General features: G+C 73.0%; 18 protein-coding genes. 7 read left to right on the top strand and 11 right to left on the bottom strand.

Going from position 1 to position 16,442, the window contains the following annotated elements; genetic code table 11:
• Nucleotides 1-23: 23 nt before the first annotated feature.
• The 3 genes from ACIQVI_RS15755 to ilvA form a co-directional block, all read right to left on the bottom strand.
• Complete coding sequence (locus tag ACIQVI_RS15755) at nucleotides 24-878, bottom strand: ABC transporter permease (RefSeq protein ID WP_403596866.1); 855 nt, start codon at nucleotides 876-878, stop codon at nucleotides 24-26.
• 5 nt (nucleotides 879-883) lie between these two features.
• Complete coding sequence (locus tag ACIQVI_RS15750) at nucleotides 884-1,930, bottom strand: ATP-binding cassette domain-containing protein (RefSeq protein WP_351970417.1); 1,047 nt, start codon at nucleotides 1,928-1,930, stop codon at nucleotides 884-886.
• A 114-nt stretch (nucleotides 1,931-2,044) separates the two neighbouring features.
• Entirely contained in the window at nucleotides 2,045-3,274 is a 1,230-nt protein-coding gene (gene ilvA, locus ACIQVI_RS15745) for a threonine ammonia-lyase (RefSeq protein WP_403595720.1), read from the bottom strand.
• A gap of 149 nt (nucleotides 3,275-3,423) precedes the next feature.
• Here ilvA and ACIQVI_RS15740 point away from each other — a divergent pair, with 149 nt between their 5' ends.
• From ACIQVI_RS15740 to ACIQVI_RS15725, 4 genes are read left to right on the top strand one after another with little or no spacing between them, the layout of a single operon-like run.
• A complete protein-coding gene (locus tag ACIQVI_RS15740) occupies nucleotides 3,424-3,963 on the top strand; it encodes a MarR family transcriptional regulator (protein WP_351970415.1) in 540 nt (179 codons plus the stop codon).
• Between the two features lie 31 nt (nucleotides 3,964-3,994).
• The gene (locus ACIQVI_RS15735) at nucleotides 3,995-4,441 is read left to right on the top strand and encodes a sigma factor-like helix-turn-helix DNA-binding protein (RefSeq protein WP_403595716.1); all 447 of its coding nucleotides are present in this window, start codon (nucleotides 3,995-3,997) and stop codon (nucleotides 4,439-4,441) included.
• A complete protein-coding gene (locus ACIQVI_RS15730) occupies nucleotides 4,438-4,695 on the top strand; it encodes a hypothetical protein (protein ID WP_403595713.1) in 258 nt (85 codons plus the stop codon). Before ACIQVI_RS15735 ends, ACIQVI_RS15730 begins: the two co-directional genes overlap by 4 nt.
• 55 nt (nucleotides 4,696-4,750) lie before the next feature.
• Complete coding sequence (locus ACIQVI_RS15725; protein WP_351970412.1) at nucleotides 4,751-4,942, top strand: DUF1059 domain-containing protein; 192 nt, start codon at nucleotides 4,751-4,753, stop codon at nucleotides 4,940-4,942.
• Nucleotides 4,943-5,014: 72 nt separating this feature from the next.
• Here ACIQVI_RS15725 and ACIQVI_RS15720 read toward each other — a convergent pair whose 3' ends face one another.
• Together ACIQVI_RS15720 and ACIQVI_RS15715 are read right to left on the bottom strand one after the other, a co-directional pair.
• On the bottom strand, nucleotides 5,015-6,169 hold the full coding sequence (locus tag ACIQVI_RS15720) for a cystathionine gamma-synthase (protein ID WP_351970411.1): 1,155 nt from the start codon (nucleotides 6,167-6,169) through the stop codon (nucleotides 5,015-5,017).
• Between the two features lie 94 nt (nucleotides 6,170-6,263).
• Nucleotides 6,264-7,484, bottom strand: a complete 1,221-nt coding sequence (locus tag ACIQVI_RS15715) for an RNA-guided endonuclease InsQ/TnpB family protein (RefSeq protein ID WP_403595710.1) — start codon at nucleotides 7,482-7,484, stop codon at nucleotides 6,264-6,266.
• A 180-nt stretch (nucleotides 7,485-7,664) separates the two neighbouring features.
• On the opposite strand from ACIQVI_RS15715, the gene ACIQVI_RS15710 reads away from it, so the two are divergent.
• A complete protein-coding gene (locus ACIQVI_RS15710) occupies nucleotides 7,665-8,771 on the top strand; it encodes a hypothetical protein (RefSeq protein ID WP_403595707.1) in 1,107 nt (368 codons plus the stop codon).
• 69 nt (nucleotides 8,772-8,840) lie between these two features.
• Nucleotides 8,841-9,503: a peptide-methionine (S)-S-oxide reductase MsrA gene (gene msrA / locus ACIQVI_RS15705; protein ID WP_351970427.1), complete on the top strand. Its 663-nt coding sequence runs from the start codon at nucleotides 8,841-8,843 to the stop codon at nucleotides 9,501-9,503.
• A 51-nt stretch (nucleotides 9,504-9,554) separates the two neighbouring features.
• Here msrA and ACIQVI_RS15700 read toward each other — a convergent pair whose 3' ends face one another.
• The 4 genes from ACIQVI_RS15700 to ACIQVI_RS15685 all read right to left on the bottom strand — a co-directional run bounded on the left by ACIQVI_RS15700 (nucleotide 9,555) and on the right by ACIQVI_RS15685 (nucleotide 12,587).
• Nucleotides 9,555-10,106 (bottom strand): YceI family protein, encoded by a 552-nt coding sequence (locus ACIQVI_RS15700; RefSeq protein WP_403595704.1) that lies wholly within the window; start codon nucleotides 10,104-10,106, stop codon nucleotides 9,555-9,557.
• A 181-nt stretch (nucleotides 10,107-10,287) separates the two neighbouring features.
• Entirely contained in the window at nucleotides 10,288-10,650 is a 363-nt protein-coding gene (locus tag ACIQVI_RS15695) for a DUF1330 domain-containing protein (RefSeq protein WP_403595701.1), read from the bottom strand.
• A 130-nt stretch (nucleotides 10,651-10,780) separates the two neighbouring features.
• Nucleotides 10,781-12,052 carry an Ig-like domain-containing protein gene (locus tag ACIQVI_RS15690; protein WP_403595698.1) on the bottom strand — a complete coding sequence of 424 codons (1,272 nt, stop codon included), beginning with the start codon at nucleotides 12,050-12,052 and terminating at the stop codon, nucleotides 10,781-10,783.
• Nucleotides 12,053-12,245: 193 nt separating this feature from the next.
• Nucleotides 12,246-12,587, bottom strand: a complete 342-nt coding sequence (locus ACIQVI_RS15685; RefSeq protein WP_351973736.1) for a hypothetical protein — start codon at nucleotides 12,585-12,587, stop codon at nucleotides 12,246-12,248.
• A gap of 111 nt (nucleotides 12,588-12,698) precedes the next feature.
• Between ACIQVI_RS15685 and ACIQVI_RS15680 the strand changes: the two genes are divergently transcribed.
• Nucleotides 12,699-12,968 carry a hypothetical protein gene (locus ACIQVI_RS15680; protein WP_351973735.1) on the top strand — a complete coding sequence of 90 codons (270 nt, stop codon included), beginning with the start codon at nucleotides 12,699-12,701 and terminating at the stop codon, nucleotides 12,966-12,968.
• A 92-nt stretch (nucleotides 12,969-13,060) separates the two neighbouring features.
• On the opposite strand, the gene hutH is transcribed toward ACIQVI_RS15680, so the two are convergent.
• Together hutH and ACIQVI_RS15670 are read right to left on the bottom strand one after the other, a co-directional pair.
• The gene (gene hutH, locus ACIQVI_RS15675; RefSeq protein ID WP_403596862.1) at nucleotides 13,061-14,602 is read right to left on the bottom strand and encodes a histidine ammonia-lyase; all 1,542 of its coding nucleotides are present in this window, start codon (nucleotides 14,600-14,602) and stop codon (nucleotides 13,061-13,063) included.
• 483 nt (nucleotides 14,603-15,085) lie between these two features.
• On the bottom strand, nucleotides 15,086-16,375 hold the full coding sequence (locus ACIQVI_RS15670; RefSeq protein WP_403595694.1) for a diguanylate cyclase domain-containing protein: 1,290 nt from the start codon (nucleotides 16,373-16,375) through the stop codon (nucleotides 15,086-15,088).
• Nucleotides 16,376-16,442: the final 67 nt, after the last annotated feature.

Genomic DNA, 16,442 nt, shown 5'->3' with positions numbered 1-16,442 from the left:
CCGGCTCCGCCCCCGGCCCGGGGTCAGGACGCCGCCGAGCGGTACTTGCGGACCGCGAGGGTCCGGAAGAAGGCGATGATCAGGACCGACCAGATGATCGACGCCCAGACCGGGTGCTGCATCGGCCAGGCGTCCGAGGTCGAGACGCCGGGGTTGCCGAACAGCTCCCGGCAGGCCTGCACGGTGGCGCTGAACGGGTTCCACTCGGCGATGTGCCGCAGCCACGGCGTCATCTGGTCCGAGTCCACGAACGCGTTCGAGATGAACGTGACCGGGAAGAGCCAGATGATGCCGCCCGAGGTGGCGGCCTCCGGGGTGCGGACCGAGAGGCCGATCAGGGCGCCGATCCAGGTGAAGGCGTAGCCGAGGAGGAGCAGCAGGGCGAAGCCGCCCAGGACCCTTCCGGCGTTGGTCGGCTCGGCGGAGCCGGTGCGCCAGCCCACGAGCAGCGCCACGACCGCGAGGACGACCAGCGTGACGGAGGTCTGCACGAGGTCGGCGACGGTGCGGCCGGTGAGGACCGCGCCCCGCGCCATCGGCAGGGAGCGGAAGCGGTCGATGATCCCCTTCTGCATGTCGTCGGCGATGCCGGCCGCCGAGCCCGCCGTGGCGAAGGTGACGGTCTGCGCGAAGATGCCCGCCATCAGGAAGTCCCGGTAGACGTCCGGGTCGAGGGTGCCGCCGATCGCCATCGAGCCGCCGAAGACGTACGTGAAGAGCACCACGAACATCACCGGCTGGATGACCCCGAAGAGGATCATCTCAGGGATCCGGGTCATCCGGATGAGGTTGCGCTTGGCAACGACCAGGGAGTCGCCCACGGACTGGGCGATCCCGCCGCGCGGCCGCGGGGCCCGGGTCGGGGCCTCGGTGGTCACGGTGCTCACTTCGCCTCCTCCTTCGCGGGGTGCTTGCGGCCGCGGCCGCCCTGCCGGTCCGGGGCGCCGTCCCCCTCCGGCTCCTCCTGCTCGGCCGCGTGGCCGGTGAGGGAGATGAAGACGTCGTCGAGGGTCGGGCGGCGCAGGCCGATGTCGTCGATCTCGACGCCGACGGCGTCCAGGTCGCGGATGACCTCGGCGAGCAGCTTGGCGCCGCCGGTGACGGGGACGGTCAGCATCCGGGTGTGCTCCTCGACGGAGACCTCGCCGCGGCCCGCGCCCCCGGTCCCCTCGGCGCCGTAGCGGCCGAGGACCTCCCGGGCGCCGGTGAGCATCTCCCGCTCGCGGACCACGACCTCGACGCGCTCGCCGCCCGTCCGGGCCTTGAGCTGGTCGGAGGTGCCGCGCGCGATGACCCGGCCGTGGTCGACGACGCAGATGTCGTGGGCGAGGTGGTCGGCCTCCTCCAGGTACTGGGTGGTGAGGAGCAGGGTCGTACCGCCGGCGACCAGCTCCTTGATGACCTCCCAGAGCTCCTGCCGGTTGCGCGGGTCGAGGCCGGTGGTCGGCTCGTCCATGAACATGACCGGCGGGGAGACCACGAGGGCCGCCGCCAGGTCGAGGCGGCGCCTCATGCCGCCCGAGTACGTCTTGGCGGGGCGGTCGGCGGCCTCGGCGAGGTGGAACCGTTCGAGCAGCTCGCCCGCCCGCGCCTTCGCCGCCCTCGCCTTCATCTGGTAGAGCTGTCCGACCATCTGGAGGTTCTCGCGGCCGGTGAGGTACTCGTCGACGGCCGCGAACTGGCCGGAGAGGCCGATCGACCGGCGGACCTCGTTGGGATGCTTGAGGACGTCGATCCCGGCGACGACCGCCCGCCCGCTGTCGGGCCGCAGAAGGGTCGTCAGGACGCGCACGGTGGTGGTCTTCCCCGCGCCGTTCGGGCCGAGCAGGCCCAGGACGGTGCCCTCGGGCACGTCGAGGTCCACCCCGTCCAGAGCTCGTACGTCGCCGAAGGTCTTCACCAGACCCTCGGCGTAGATCGCGCCTGGCATGTGGATACTCCCCATGGATCGGGACTTTTTCCCACCGATCCTAGGTTTGGGAGACGGCCCGCGCCCAGCGAATAAGTGATCCGCGCCACAAGCCGAGGTCAGGGGCGTGCGGGGTCAGCCGAGCACCGTGTATCCGGCGTCCCGCAGCGCCTCCGTCACCTCCCGGCAGTGCTCCGGACCCTTCGTCTCCAGGTGCAGTTCGACCTCCGCCTCGGTCAGTCCGAGCCTCGGGTCGGTCCGTACGTGGCTGACGTCCAGGACGTTGGCGTCGACCACCGTCAGGGCCGCGAGGAGCGACGCGAGCACCCCCGGCCGGTCCGTCACGCGCAGCCGCAGGCTCAGGTAGCGGCCCCCGGCGGCCATGCCGTGCCGCAGGACGCGCTGGAGGAGCAGCGGGTCGACGTTGCCGCCGGAGAGGACCGCGACCACCGGGCCCCGGAAGGACTCCGGGTCGGAGAGCAGGGCCGCGACCGGGCTGGCGCCCGCCGGTTCCACGACCAGCTTGGCGCGCTCCAGGCAGAGCAGCAGCGCGGAGGACAGCGCGTCCTCGGAGACCGTGCGGACCTCGTCCACGTACTCCCTGACCAGGTCGAACGGCACGTCGCCGGGGCGTCCCACCCGGATGCCGTCGGCCATCGTCACCGGCGACTCGACGACCACCGGATGCCCGGCGGCCAGCGAGGGCGGATAGGCGGCGGCGCCCTCGGCCTGCACGCCGATCACCTTCACGTCCGGGCGCAGCGACTTCACCGCGAGCCCGATGCCGGCCGCGAGACCGCCGCCGCCGACGCCGACCACGATCGTGCGGACCTCCGGGCACTGCTCCAGGACCTCCAGGCCGACCGTGCCCTGCCCGACGATGATGTCGGGGTGGTCGAAGGGGTGGATGAGGACGGCGCCGGTCTCCCGCGCGTACTCCTCCGCCGCCGCGAGCGTCTCGTCCACGACCTGCCCCTGGAGGCGGACCTCGGCGCCGTAGTCGCGGGTCGCCGCGACCTTCGGCAGCGGGGCGCCGACCGGCATGAAGACGGTGGCCCGCACCCCGAGCAGCTTCGAGGCGAGCGCGACGCCCTGCGCGTGGTTGCCCGCGGAGGCGGCGACGACCCCGGCGGCCTTCTCCTCGGGCCGCAGCCCGGCGATCCGCACGTACGCCCCGCGCAGCTTGAAGGAGCCGGTGCGCTGGAGGTTCTCGCACTTGAGGTGGACCGGCGCCCCCACCAGGGACGACAGGTGCCGGCTGCCCTCCATCGCCGTCACGCGGGCCACCCCGGACAGCATCTTCTGCGCCCCGCGCACGTCGTCGAGCATCAGCCGGTGCAAGGGGTGTGGTGTACGGAAGCTCATGACAGCAAGTCTCGCAGCTCACGGCCCTGGTGACCGCCCGGCGGACGGGCGTCCCGACGGGTTTGGACGGGCCCGGTACGGACCCCCCCGGGTCCGCGTACTCTGTCCCCCACCGTCCGACCGCTCCCGCACGAGAGAGACCCACAGCCATGCCCCCGTCCCAGGACATGACGACCGCTCTCGACCCCGGTCTCCTCGACGCCCTCCAGCACCAGGTGGCCGTCTTCGCCCGCCGGGCCGAGCAGACCCGCCTCGGCGGCACCGGCCAGCTCCGCAACTCCATGGACCGGGCCGCGTACCTGCTCCTCAACCGGCTCGACCGGGAAGGCCCGATGGGCGTCAAGGCGCTCGCGGCGGGCATGGGGATCGACTCCTCGACCGTGACCCGCCAGGTCGCCCCGCTGGTGGACACCGGCCTGGTGAAGCGCACCTCGCACCCGGAGGACGGGCGGGCGGTCGTCCTCCAGCTCTCGCCGCGCGGGCTCGCGCGCCTGGAGGAGGTCCGCGCCTCGCGCCGCCAGCTGATGGTCGAGGTCACGGAGGGCTGGACGCCGGACGAGCGCGAGGCCTTCTGCACCCTGCTCACCCGCTTCAACACCGCCCTGTCCGCACGCCAGTCGGCGCACGCGGGGCACCTCCCGGCCGAGCCGGGGACCGCGGGCGGAAGCGAGTCGGCCCCGGCCTCTTGACCCCGTCCGCGCGCTGTCGTCGGATGAGGGGGTGCGAGAGCGGCGGAGCGGCCGGGACGTCCGACGCGCCTCCCGCACCCGGGAGTTCGACGCGTTCGCGGCCGGGGCGGCGGGGCGGCTGCTGCACGTCGCGACTCTCCTGACGGCCGAGACCCGCGCCCGGAACCCGTACGCCCGCGCCCTCCTGACGGACGCCCTCGCCCGTACGTACGCGGTGTGGGACCGGCTGCGCGACGACGATCCGTACGCGTACGCGCGCGGCGACCTCGTGCTCCGTTTCGCGCGCACCGCCCGCCGCCACCGCGGCGGACGCGGCGGCGTCCTCGCCGCGCTGGGCCCCCGGGAGCGGCTCGTCGTCGTCCTGCGCCTGTACGAGGGGGTCGCCGAGGAGCAGGCCGCGGCGCTGCTCGGGGTGTCCGAGGCGTACGTCCTTGCCGTCTGCGACCGCGCGGTCGCCGTGCTGCGGGACGCCGCGTGAGGCGCCGGGGGCCCGGGGGCCGGGAGGAGGCGGTCCGGCGGCTCCTCGACACCCCGCACCCGCCGGTCCCCCGGGACCTCGTGCCCCGGGCGGCGGCCCTCGGCGCGCGACGGCTGCGCAGGGCCCGGCGGGTCCGGCGCCTGCTGTGGACCCTGGCCGCGCTCGCCCTCCTGGTTCTCGTGGTGTGGGCGTCGGCGGCCCGCCCGTGGGAGCCCCCGCCGGCCGGGACGACGCCGCCGCTCGAAGCCTGGTGAGGACGGGCCTACGCTGGAGGGAGACGGCACGCGCACGGGTGCCGAGGAGGCTGTCATGACCAGGAAAGTCGCCGACTGCCGCAGGACGCCGAGCGTCATGAACTGCACCCTCACCATCGTCGGTGAGGAGGAGGAAGTCGTCCGGGCCGCCGCCGAGCACGCGGTCTCGGTCCACGGCCACGAGGACACCCCCGAGCTGCGGGCCATGGTCCGCGCGGACCTGGAGGACGAGAAGGTCCCGGCCTGAGGAGACGGGAACGGCCGGGCGGGACCTTTCAGGGCCCCGCCCGGCCGTCGCACGCGGTCTCTACAGCACTGTCTAGCCCAGCGCCTGGCGCAGGTCGGCGAGCAGGTCGTCGGCGTTCTCGATGCCGACCGAGAGGCGGACGAGGTCGGCCGGGACCTCCAGGGCGGAGCCCGCGACGCTCGCGTGGGTCATCCGGCCCGGGTGCTCGATGAGGGACTCGACGCCGCCCAGGGACTCGCCCAGGGTGAAGAGCTTCGCGCGGTTGCAGACCTCGACGGCCGCCTCCTCGCCGCCCTCCACGCGGAAGGAGACCATGCCGCCGAAGGACCGCATCTGCTTGGCGGCGATCTCGTGGCCCGGGTGCTCCGGGAGGCCCGGGTAGAGGACCTGGGTGACCTTCGGGTGCTGGGTCAGCATCTCGGCGACCTTCTCGGCGTTCTCGCCGTGGCGGTCCATGCGCACGGCGAGGGTCTTGATGCCGCGCAGCACGATCCACGAGTCGAACGGCCCGGCGACCGCGCCCATCGCGTTCTGGTGGTACGCCAGCTCCTCGCCGAGGGCCGCGTCGGCCGTCACCAGGGCGCCGCCGACGACGTCCGAGTGGCCGCCCATGTACTTGGTGAGCGAGTGCACGACGATGTCCGCGCCGAGCGCCAGCGGCTGCTGGAGGTAGGGCGAGGCGAAGGTGTTGTCGACGACGAGCTTCACCCCGGCCTGGCGGGCGACGCCCGCGACGGCCTCGATGTCGGTGATCCCGAGGAGCGGGTTCGAGGGGGTCTCGACCCAGATCAGCTTCGTGCGGTCGTTGATCGCGTCGCGCACGGCGGCGACGTCGGAGGTGTTCGCGACCGAGAACTCCACGCCCCAGCGCTGGGCGACCTTGGCGAAGAGCCGGAAGGTGCCGCCGTAGGCGTCGTTCGGGATGACGACGTGGTCGCCGGGGACCAGCAGGGCGCGCAGCAGGCAGTCCTCGGCGGCGAGGCCGGAGGCGAAGGCGAGACCGCGCCGGCCGCCCTCCAGGGCCGCCAGGTTCTCCTCCAGGGCGGTACGGGTCGGGTTGGCGCTGCGGCTGTACTCGTAACCGCCGCGCAGCCCGCCCACGCCGTCCTGCTTGTACGTGGACACCTGGTAGATGGGCGGCACGACCGCGCCGGTCAGCGGGTCGGCGGTGTTGCCCGCGTGGATCGCGCGGGTCTCGAAGCTCTGGTGGATGTGCTGGTCGCTCATGCTCAGGAGCGTAGTGCCGCGGGACGTCCGGTGCCGCGTTCGTCTCATGGGGTGTTCCAGAACATCCTGGACAATGGACACGTGACTCCTCCCCTCACGAGAGAGGGGCTTCTCGCTGGGCCGGTGGGGCTTCACGACGGACCAGCCCGGCCCGTAGGACGTTCAGGGCGCCCACCGTGTCGGCGTGCGCGGTGTGGCCGCAGGCGACGCAGCGGAACTTCTCCTGTACGGGCCGGTTCTCCTTGGCGACGTGCCCACACGCGGGGCAGGTCCGGGAGGTGTGGCGGGGGTCCACGGCGATCACCGCCCGTCCGGCGCTTTCAGCCTTGGCGCGCAGGATCGTCAGGAACACCCCCCATCCGGCATCGTTGATCGAACGGTTCAGTCCGGCCTTGGCGGCGGCCCCGTTGGTCAGGAACGCGCCCGGTCTGCCCGGGACGGGCCTGGGCGCGGGGGCGGCGCTCATGTTCCGGATCCCGAGGTCTTCGTGTGCGATGAGGTCGTGTGCGCGCACGAGGTCGAGGGCGGTCTTGTGCGCGTGGTCCAGACGTCGGCGCCGGACCTTGCGGTGCAGGTCGGCGACCTTCCGCGCGGCCTTGCGGCGGCGCTTCGATCCCCGCTCGCACCGACCGAGCGCTTGTTGCGCGGCTTCGATCCTCGCGGCGGCGGTGCGGGCGTGGCGCGGGTTGGGCACGAACCCGCCGTCGGAATCGGCGAGGAAGTTCGCGATGCCCATGTCGATGCCCACCGCGCTGCCGGTCGCGGGGAGCGGCTCCGGCCGGGTCCGCTCGGTGGCCAGTACGACGAACCACTTGCGTCCCTCGCGCTTGACCGACACGGTCTTGACCTTGCCGACCACCGGCCGGTGCCGGTTGACCTTGACGTGGCCGACGCCCTGGAGGCGGACGCGGGTGGCCGGGTCGTGCGGAGTGGAGTTCCAGCGGCAGCCGTCGCCGTCCCTGGGGAATTCGACGGTGTCGAACCGGTTCGCGCCTCGAAAGCGCGGGTAGCCGGGCTTCCCGCCGGACCCGATCCGACGGAAGAAGGCCGCGAAGGCCTTGTCCAGGCGGCGCAAGGTGGCCTGTTGGGAGGAGAACGACCAGCGGCCCTGGCGGTCCGGGTCGAAAGCCCGGATGTCCTTGAGCTGCGCCGACTGCGCCGCGTACCCGACGCTCGTCCTCGAAACGTGCCGATAGGCGTCACGGCGCTCCTGCAGGGCCCCGTTGTACAGCGAGCGGTGATCGCGCAGCATCTCCCCCAGGGCGATCTCCTGACCCGCGGTGGGCCGCATGAGGAACTTGTACGCACGGATCAACCCACCCCACCCCCAGTCGATCACTTTGTGCAACGTGATCATAACTCCGGGAGATCACCAAGGCTTTCCGACGGTCTCCTGACGGCGTCCGCGGCTCCGCCGTGCCGTGCCTTCCGGCCCCTTCGGGCCCCGGATCACCCACCCGGCTTGAAAACGCGGCGTCCCTGCGAAAATCGAGGCATGGACATTCTCTGGTTCCTCATCGCGCTCGGGCTGCTGTTCGGCGTCCTCGGCCCCTATCTGCTGCGCCGCAGGGGCGGTGGCATCCGGCTGGCCGTGCCGGGGGCGCCCGACGCGGCGGACCCGGCGGCGTACGGGTTCGTGCCGCAGGAGGACCAGGACGTGCGGCTGCCGGGGGCGGACGAGGACCTGCTCGACGTGCTGAACGTCGTGCAGGCCACGCAGGACTGGAAGGCGGCCGCGCAGCTGCTCGCCAGCACCGGCAAGGACGGCGAGGTGCGCTGGCAGCGCGTGCAGGCCTTCGCGGGCGCGGCCTCCCTGGAGCTCCAGGAGCGGCCGGGCGCCGGCGGGGCGTGGCTGCGGGCCTGGCGGGCGGACGCGCCGAAGGACCCGGGCGGGGCGGCCGTGCACGCCGAGTTCCTGGTGCAGCAGGCGTGGCGCTCCTCGGCGGCCGGGAGCGACGACTTCCGGATCATCCTGGAGGAGGCGCTGAAGGTCACCGAGGAGGCGGCGCTGCTCGCCCCGGGCGACCCCGTCCCGTACATCACGCAGCTGGCCGTGGCGCGCGGTCTGGGCTACGGGCCGGAGCGGTTCGACCAGGTGTGGGCGAAGGTGATCGACCGGGCGCCGCAGCACATGGGGGCGCACCTGGCGGCCCTGCACTACTGGTGCGAGAAGTGGCACGGTTCGCGCGAGGAGGCCGACCACTTCGCGACGACGGCCGCGGCGCGCGCCCCGCGCGGCTCGCTGCTCGCCGCGCTGCCGCTGTTCGCGGTGTACGAGCACGTGCCGGACGTGGTGCTCGTGCAGGACTTCTTCCGTACGGCGGTGGTGTCGAAGGCGGTCGAGGGCGCGCTGTACGCGGTGCACTCGGCCCGTCCGGACGACCCGATGCTGGCGCACGTCCGCCACCTGCTGATCTGGTTCCTGGTGCGGGGCGAGCGCTGGGCGGAGGCCATGCACCAGCTGGTGAAGGTGGACGGGCACGTGGGCGCGGTGCCGTGGACGCTGAGCGCGGACCCGGCGGCGGAGTACACGGTCTTCCGGAACCTGGCGGTGGCGGGGTACGAGGCGAACGGCGGCAGCCCGCTGACGCTGCCGCGCTGACCCGACGGGGGAATCCCCGTGTCCCGTCCCTTGTTGTACGGGCTGCCGACCGTCGAGGAGAGATGCAGCATGTTCCTGTCCCGCACCCCCGTCCTCCCCACCCCCGAGCAGGCCCTGCCCGGCCGCGCCGAGCCGGAGTTCTCCGTGCCCGCGCGCCACACGGTCCTCGGCAACCCGCTCGTCGGCCCGTACCCGGAGGGCCTGGAGGTCGCCGACTTCGCCCTGGGCTGCTTCTGGGGCGCCGAGCGCAAGTTCTGGCAGACCGAGGGCGTCTGGACGACCCTCGTCGGCTACCAGGGCGGCTCCACGCGGAACCCCTCGTACGAGGAGGTCTGCTCGGGCCTGACCGGTCACACGGAGGTCGTCCGGGTGGTCTTCGACCCGTCGAAGGTGTCGTACGAGACGCTCCTGAAGCTGTTCTGGGAGTCCCACGACCCGACCCAGGGCTTCCGCCAGGGCAACGACGTGGGCACCCAGTACCGCTCGGCGGTCTACACCCACTCCCCCGCCCAGGCCGCCGCGGCCGAGGCCTCCCGCGAGGCCTACCAGAAGGTCCTGACGGGCTCGGGCTACGGCGAGATCACCACCCACGTCCTGCCGGCCGACGACCGCCCGTTCTACCCGGCGGAGGGCTACCACCAGCAGTACCTGGACAAGAACCCGGCGGGCTACTGCGGGATCGGCGGCACGGGGGTCTCGTGCCCGATCGGGGTGGCCAAGGCGGACGGCTGAGCCCGTGCCGTGCGGCCCCCGGCACCGGGGGCCGCACGGCACGGAAAGCCCCTAGCCCTGCTTGATCGCGGAGACGTCGAACTCCAGGACGATCTTGTCGCCGACCAGCACGCCGCCGCCCTCCAGGGCGGCGTTCCAGGTGATGCCGAACTCCTTGCGGGAGACGGTCACCGAGCCCTCCAGGCCGACGCGCAGGTTGCCGTAGGGGTCGACGGCGTTGCCGGTGTACTCGAAGTCGATGGTGACCGGCTTGGTGGTGTCCTTGATGGTGAGGTCGCCGGTGACCCGGTACTCGGTGTCGGACTTCTGCTCGACCCCGGTGGTGCGGAAGGTGATGTCCGGGAAGTTCGGCGCGTCCAGGAAGTCGTTGGTGCGCAGGTGCTGGTCGCGCTGCTCGACGCCGGTGTCGATGCTCTCGGCCTTGATCACCACCTGTCCGGTGGACCGGGCCGGGTCGGAGCCGTCCAGGTGCGCGGTGCCCTCGAACTCGTGGAAGGCGCCGCGCACCTTGGTGACCATGGCGTGGCGGGCGACGAAGCCGATCCGGGTGTGGGTCGGGTCGAGGACGTAGTCCCCGGTGAGCTCAGCGAGCGGGACGGACATGGCCGGCTACCTCCGTAGGATCCGGATCCCGGCGGCGGCCCGCCGGAATCGTTCCCGGCCCACGCTAGGAGGACGACACCCCCCGACCCGGCCGAACGCGCACGGCCGCCGCGGATTGCACCCTGACCGGTGACCCGGGACCGCCGCACCCGCGCGCCGGCCGGTGCGAGAAACCCCGGCGTCAGGGGCAGTCGGACGGTGTGACCGACCGGCGCAGCGCGGCCGCCGTCTCCGCCGGGTCGTAGTCCTCCGGGACGCCGTCGATCAGGAGGACGTCGCCGGTCATGTGGCGGGTGCGGAGGGGGATGAGGGCCTGGTAGGGGGCGGAGGCGTACCAGGTGCGGGCGTTCTCGTAGGTCGGGAAGGCGATGACGACGAGGGCGGCGGGCCAGGTGCCCTCCGGGACCTCGCGGGTGGGGGCTCCGTGGACGAGGAAGCGGCCGCCGTAGGGGTCCAGGGTGTCCTGGACGCGCTCCATGTACGTGAGGACCTCCTCGTCGAGGACGGGCTTCGGGTGCAGGTTTCCGAGGGCGTATGCGGTCATGGGGACAGCGTGCCGGGGCGGGGCGTACGGGTCGATTACCCCCGGGGTCATGCGCCCCGGAGGCCGTCCGGGGCGCATGTGCGAAAGGGCCCCCTCCGGACGGGAGGGGGCCCTTCACGTGCGCGCGGGGTCAGACGGCCGATCCGGCCTTCCACTCCGACCAGTTCATGTTCCAGCCGTTGAGGCCGTTGCTGGGGGCGATCGTCTTGTCCTTGGAGTTCTTGACGATCACGACGTCGCCGATGAGCGAGTGGTCGTAGAACCAGGCGGCCGTCTGGTTGGGGTCGCCGGCGCCCTTGACGTCGTTGAGGCCCACGCAGCCGTGGCTGGTGTTCGAGGAGCCGAAGATCGAGTCCGGGCCCCAGTAGTTGCCGTGGATGAAGGTGCCAGAGTTGGACAGGCGCATGGCGTGCGGCACGTCCTTGATGTCGTACTCGCCCTTGCCGTCGTCGTCGGTGAAGCCGACGGTGGCGCCGTTCATCCGGGTCTCCTTGAACTTCTCGGAGATCACCATCTGACCGTTGTAGGTCGGGTTCTCCGGGGAGCCGGCGGAGATCGGGATGGTCTTGACCGTCTTGCCGTCCTGCTTGACCGTCATGGTCTTGGTGGCGACGTCGACGGTGGAGACCTGGTTGCGGCCGATCTTGAAGGTGACGGTCTTCTGCTGGACGCCGTAGACGCCGTCGGCGCCCTCGACGCCGTCGAGGTCCAGCTTCAGCGTGACGGTCGAGCCCTCGGTCCAGTAGGCGTCGGGGCGGAAGTCGAGGCGCTGGGGGCTGAACCAGTGCCCGACGACCTCCTGGCCGGAGCTGGAGGTGACGGTGATGCCGCTCTGGACGGCCTTCTTGTCGGTGATCGCCTTGTTGAAGTTGATCGAGACCGGCATACCGACGCCGACGGTCGAGCCGTCCTCGGGCGTGAAGTTGCCGATGAAGCTGTTGGCCTGCGAGACGGTGGTGAAGGAGGAGTTCTCGTGGGCCTCCAGGCCGGCCGCGTCCGCCGCGGTGGCGGTGATCTTGTAGACCGTGGCCCTCTTGAGCGCGACGGTCGGCTTCCAGCTCAGGCCGTCGGCCGCTATCTCGCCCTTGACGGCGTCGCCCTCGGCGGAGGTCATGACGACCTCGGTGAGCTTGCCGTCGGCGACGGTGACCTTGGCGTCGTTGTTGATGGAGGCGTTCTGGGCGCCGTTCTTCGGCTCGATGGTGATCCGGGCCTTGGAGGTCTTCTGCGCCGCCGCCTCGTCGACCTGTTCCTGCGACTGGGGGGTCGCGGTTCCGGAGGCGCCGCTGCCGCCCTTGTCGCCGTCGTCGCACGCCGAGAGCACCAACACACCGCTGAGCAGGGCAGCCGCGGCGGCCAGGCTCCTGCGGCGCTTGCCTTCCGTCATCACACGCTTCTCCATCGTCGCCGATTCCCTGTGCACGCTTGCTTCCCTACCCATGACAACCCGTTCGGTTCGGGAACCGGACGATTTGTGGGGAACACCACTGATCGACACGCGTCGGCGGAGCGTTCGGTTCCCCGCCGGGCGCCCGGTGTCGCGGGAAGGCCCCGGGACGGTGTCCCGGGGCCCGTGAACAGGCAGGACACCGGCCTCAGGGGCGGTCGTCTTCGTCTTCCTCCGCCCCATCTTCCTCCCCGAGGTCCCATTCCAGCGCATCGGGGTCGTAATCGATCTCCTCGCTGCTCCAGGAGGCCTGGACCATCTCGATGCCGGGGACGTCGCGGATCAGGTCGAAGGGTTCGACGAGGTGGGCGAGGGCCTCGGCGGCGTCCTCGCGCGCGGCGGCGCGGGCGTGGGTCCGCTCCTCCTCCGGCATGAACTCGTCGGCGTCGATCCGGGCCTCGGCGGCCGCGGTCAGTTCGGCGGGTCCGTCGACCTCCAGGACCACATCGACGCGAAGGCGTACATAGCGTGCGGTGTCAGAAGTGCTCATGCTCCGGAGCGTAGGGGTCCGGAGGGTCTCGGCTTTCCCGCGACCCGCTGTGTTCATTAGCATCTGCACGCCGAACAATTCGTGGTTTCCGCAAGGAGGATCGAGATCTCCGTGTCCGCCGCCCGACGCCTCCTGCTGACCGCCGCCGTCGCGGGAACGCTGCTGTGCGCCCTGTGGTTCGTGCCGTCCGCGAACGCCGCCGACCAGCGGGGCGGCGTACGGGTCGGGGTGAGCGGGGTCGGCCCCGCCACGGGCGACGGGCGCCTCGCGGAGACCGGCGGCCGGGACACCGTGCCGTACGTGCTCGGCGGGACGGCGTTCCTCGCGGTCGGGGCCAGTTTCGTGGTGCTCGCGATGCGCCGCAGGGGCCGGGCCTCCTGAACCGCGTTCCCCCGCCGCGCACTTGCGGGTGAGGGCCCGCTCCCGCCGGAATCCTCCGGCGGGAGCGGGCCCTCGCGCGTGCTCCAACGGCCTTACGCCAGCGGGCCGGTGACCGGCTCCACGGCGGCGACCACCCCTCCCGCGCGGACGAAGGCGTCGGCGGCGGCCAGGTCGGGGGCGAGGAAGCGGTCCGGGCCGGGGCCCTGGACGCCGGCCTCGCGCAGGGCGGTGATGACGGCCCGCGAGGCGGGGGCCGGGGTGAGGCCCGCGCGGAGTTCCACGCCCCGGGTGGCGGCGTACAGCTCGACGGCGACGATCCGGGTGAGGTTGCCGATCGCGGTGCGCAGCTTGCGGGCGGCGGACCAGCCCATGGAGACGTGGTCCTCCTGCATCGCGGAGGACGGGATGGAGTCGGCGGAGGCCGGGACGGCGAGCCGCTTCATCTCGCTGACCAGGGCGGCCTGCGTGTACTGGGCGATCATCAGGCCCGAGTCGACGCCGGCGTCCTCGGCGAGGAAGGGCGGCAGGCCGTGCGAGCGGTTCTTGTCGAGGAGCCGGTCGGTGCGGCGCTCGGCGATGGAGCCGAGGTCGGCGGCGGCGATCGCGAGGAAGTCGAGGACGTACGCGACGGGGGCGCCGTGGAAGTTGCCGTTGGAGCGCACCTCGCCGTTGCCCAGGACCACCGGGTTGTCGACGGCGGCGGCCAGCTCGCGCTCGGCGACGAGGCGGGCGTGGGCGAGGGTGTCGCGGCCGGCGCCGGCGACCTGCGGGGCGCAGCGGACCGAGTAGGCGTCCTGGACGCGGGGGGCCTCGCCGGCCTGGGCGTGGCCGGTGAGGCCGGAGCCCTTGAGCACGGCCAGCATGTTGGCGGCGGAGGCGGCCTGGCCGGGGTGGGGGCGGATGGCGTGCAGCTCGGGTTCGAGGACCTTCTCGGTGCCGAGGAGGGCTTCGAGGGAGAGCGCGGCGGTGACGTCGGCCGACTTGTAGAGGGTGTCGAGGTCGGCGAGGGCCATGATCAACATGCCGAGCATTCCGTCGGTGCCGTTGAGGAGGGCGAGGCCCTCCTTCTCCTTGAGCTCGACGGGTGCGATGCCGTGCTCGGCGAGCAGCTCGCCGGCCGGGCGGACCTGCCCGTCGGGGCCCTCGGCGTCGCCCTCGCCCATGAGCGCGAGGGCGCAGTGGGAGAGCGGGGCGAGGTCGCCGGAGCAGCCGAGGGAGCCGTACTCGTGCACGACCGGGGTGATGCCGGCGTTGAGGACGTCGGCCATGGTCCGGGCGACCTCGGGGCGGACGCCGGTGTGGCCGGAGGCCACGGTCTTCAGGCGCAGGAACATCAGGGCGCGTACGACCTCGCGCTCGACGCGGGGGCCCATGCCGGCGGCGTGCGAGCGGACGATGTTGCGCTGGAGCTGCGCGCGGAGCTCGTGGCTGATGTGCCGGGTGGCGAGGGCGCCGAAGCCGGTGGAGACCCCGTAGACGGGCTCGGGCTTGGCGGCGAGCGCGTCGATGACCTCCCGGGCGGCGGCGAGGGCCTGCACGGCCTCGGTCGACAGCTCGACGCGGGCGCCGTGGCGGGCGACGTCGATGACGTCCTGCGGGGTCGTGCCGGACGTGCCGAGGACGACTGTCTGCATATCCATATTCAGCACCCTACGGATTGAAGACCGACCTGTCACTAGGGGATTTCGTCACCGTCCCGGACGGGGGTTGTCCCTTACCGGGCCGGTGCCGTCACCGCGTCCGCCTCCGGTGTCACCGCTGCCGCGGGCCCGGCTGCCGCCGCGGCTTCCGGTCCTGCTGCCGCCGGTAGCGGCGCCGTCGCTGCCACAGGTGCCGCTGTCGCCGCTGTCGCCGGTCCCGCTGCCGCTGCGGGGCTTCCGCTGCCGCCGTCCTGCCGTCGCCGCTGCCGCCGGTACCGGTGCTGTCGCTGTCGCCGGGTCGCCGCTGCCGGACCGCCGCAGCCAAGCCCGCCGCCAGCCCCGGTGCCGTCGCTGCCGCCGGTCCCAGTGCCGCCGCTGTCACCGGTACCGCCGTCACCGACCGCCGCTGCCGGGCCGCCCACCGCAACCCGGCCCGCCGGACCCCGTACGGCCCCCGTACAGACCCGTACGGCCCGCTCACCCGTCCTCCGCCGACGGCTCCTCCAGTCGGAGGGCCGTCTCCGTCGGCTCCTCGCCCGGGGGCTCCACGGGCCAGGCCGTGCCCCCGGGGCGCTCGGGCCCCGGGGCGGGGCCGGGGTCCGGGGCCGGGTCCGGCGGGCCAGGGACCGCCGCCGCCCCCGGCTCCGGCAGCTCCACCGTCGGCGCGTCGCGGAAGCGGCGGCGGTCGCGGGCCCCCGGCGGGGCGTCCGCGAGGCGCACGACCGTGCCGTCCCGCCCCGCCACCACCGGCTTCGCCGAGCGGCCGGCCTTGGCCTGGTACTGGGCGGCGTCCGCGAGCCGGAAGAGGCGGCGGGCCGACTTGAGGGGCCCGATGGGGTCGCCCGTGGACGCCACCCCGCAGGCCACGCCCTCGCCCAGCTCCAGCTCCGCCGCCCGTACGCACAGCTCCTCGGCGACCGCCACCACCTCGTCCGCCGTCGGGCCGACCGTCAGGAGGCAGAACTCGTCGCCGCCGAGGCGGGCCGCGAGGGCGCCGGGGAGCCGGGCGCCGCAGCGGGAGAGGACGGAGCCGAAGCGTTCGAGGAGGCGGTCGCCGACCGCGTGCCCGTGGGTGTCGTTGACCCGCTTGAGGCCGTTGAGGTCGCAGACCACCAGGCTCACCACGGAGCCGTCCGTCCGGTAGCGCTCGATGGCCTCGTCCAGACGGGTGTCGACGGCCCGCCGGTTGGCCAGGCCCGTCAGGGGGTCGGTGAAGGCCAGCTTGCGGACCTCCTCCAGGCGCTCGGCCTGGGCGATGCCCGCCGCGACGACCGCCGCGAGGACGGTCGCGAAGTCGGCGTCCGCGCGGGTGAAAGGTTTCTCCTGAAGCGGCCGGGCCACGTACAGCTCGCCCCAGGCCCGCCCGTGGAGCACGATCGGGGCGACCACGCAGCAGCCCCGCCCGCGCCGCCGCAGACCGGCCACGCGGCCGGTGGGGACGGCGTCGGCGGCGGTCTCCACCCAGGCGTCCGGCTCGCCGCCGCCCGCCCACCGCTCGTGCAGGAACTCGGTGATCTCGGGGAACTGGTGCACCGGATACGTCTCCGCGTCCGGGAACTCCTCCTCCCCCACGGCCCGCTCCCCGGCGTTCACCAGGACCTTGAGCCGTCCGTGGTCCCGCTCCCAGACGGACAGGGCGGCGAAACTCCCGTCGAGCCCGTCGCGGGCCCCGAGCGCCGCCGCCCGCCAGAACTCCCGTGGCGTGTGCGCCGCCGCCATCCCCTGCGCCAGCGCCACTACGGCCCGCAGCCGCCCGTCCTCACCCATTCCTCCAGCTTAGGGAGGTTTGATCCGTTTTCCCCTTCGGGACGTCACGGAAAGTGACCCGTCGGGC

The sequence above is a fragment of the Streptomyces sp. NPDC098101 genome (genome assembly GCF_044760185.1).
Classification (GTDB): Bacteria; Actinomycetota; Actinomycetes; order Streptomycetales; family Streptomycetaceae; genus Streptomyces.
The sequence above is the reverse complement of the archived record's forward strand: the minus strand, read 5'-3'. Positions and strand labels throughout refer to the sequence as shown.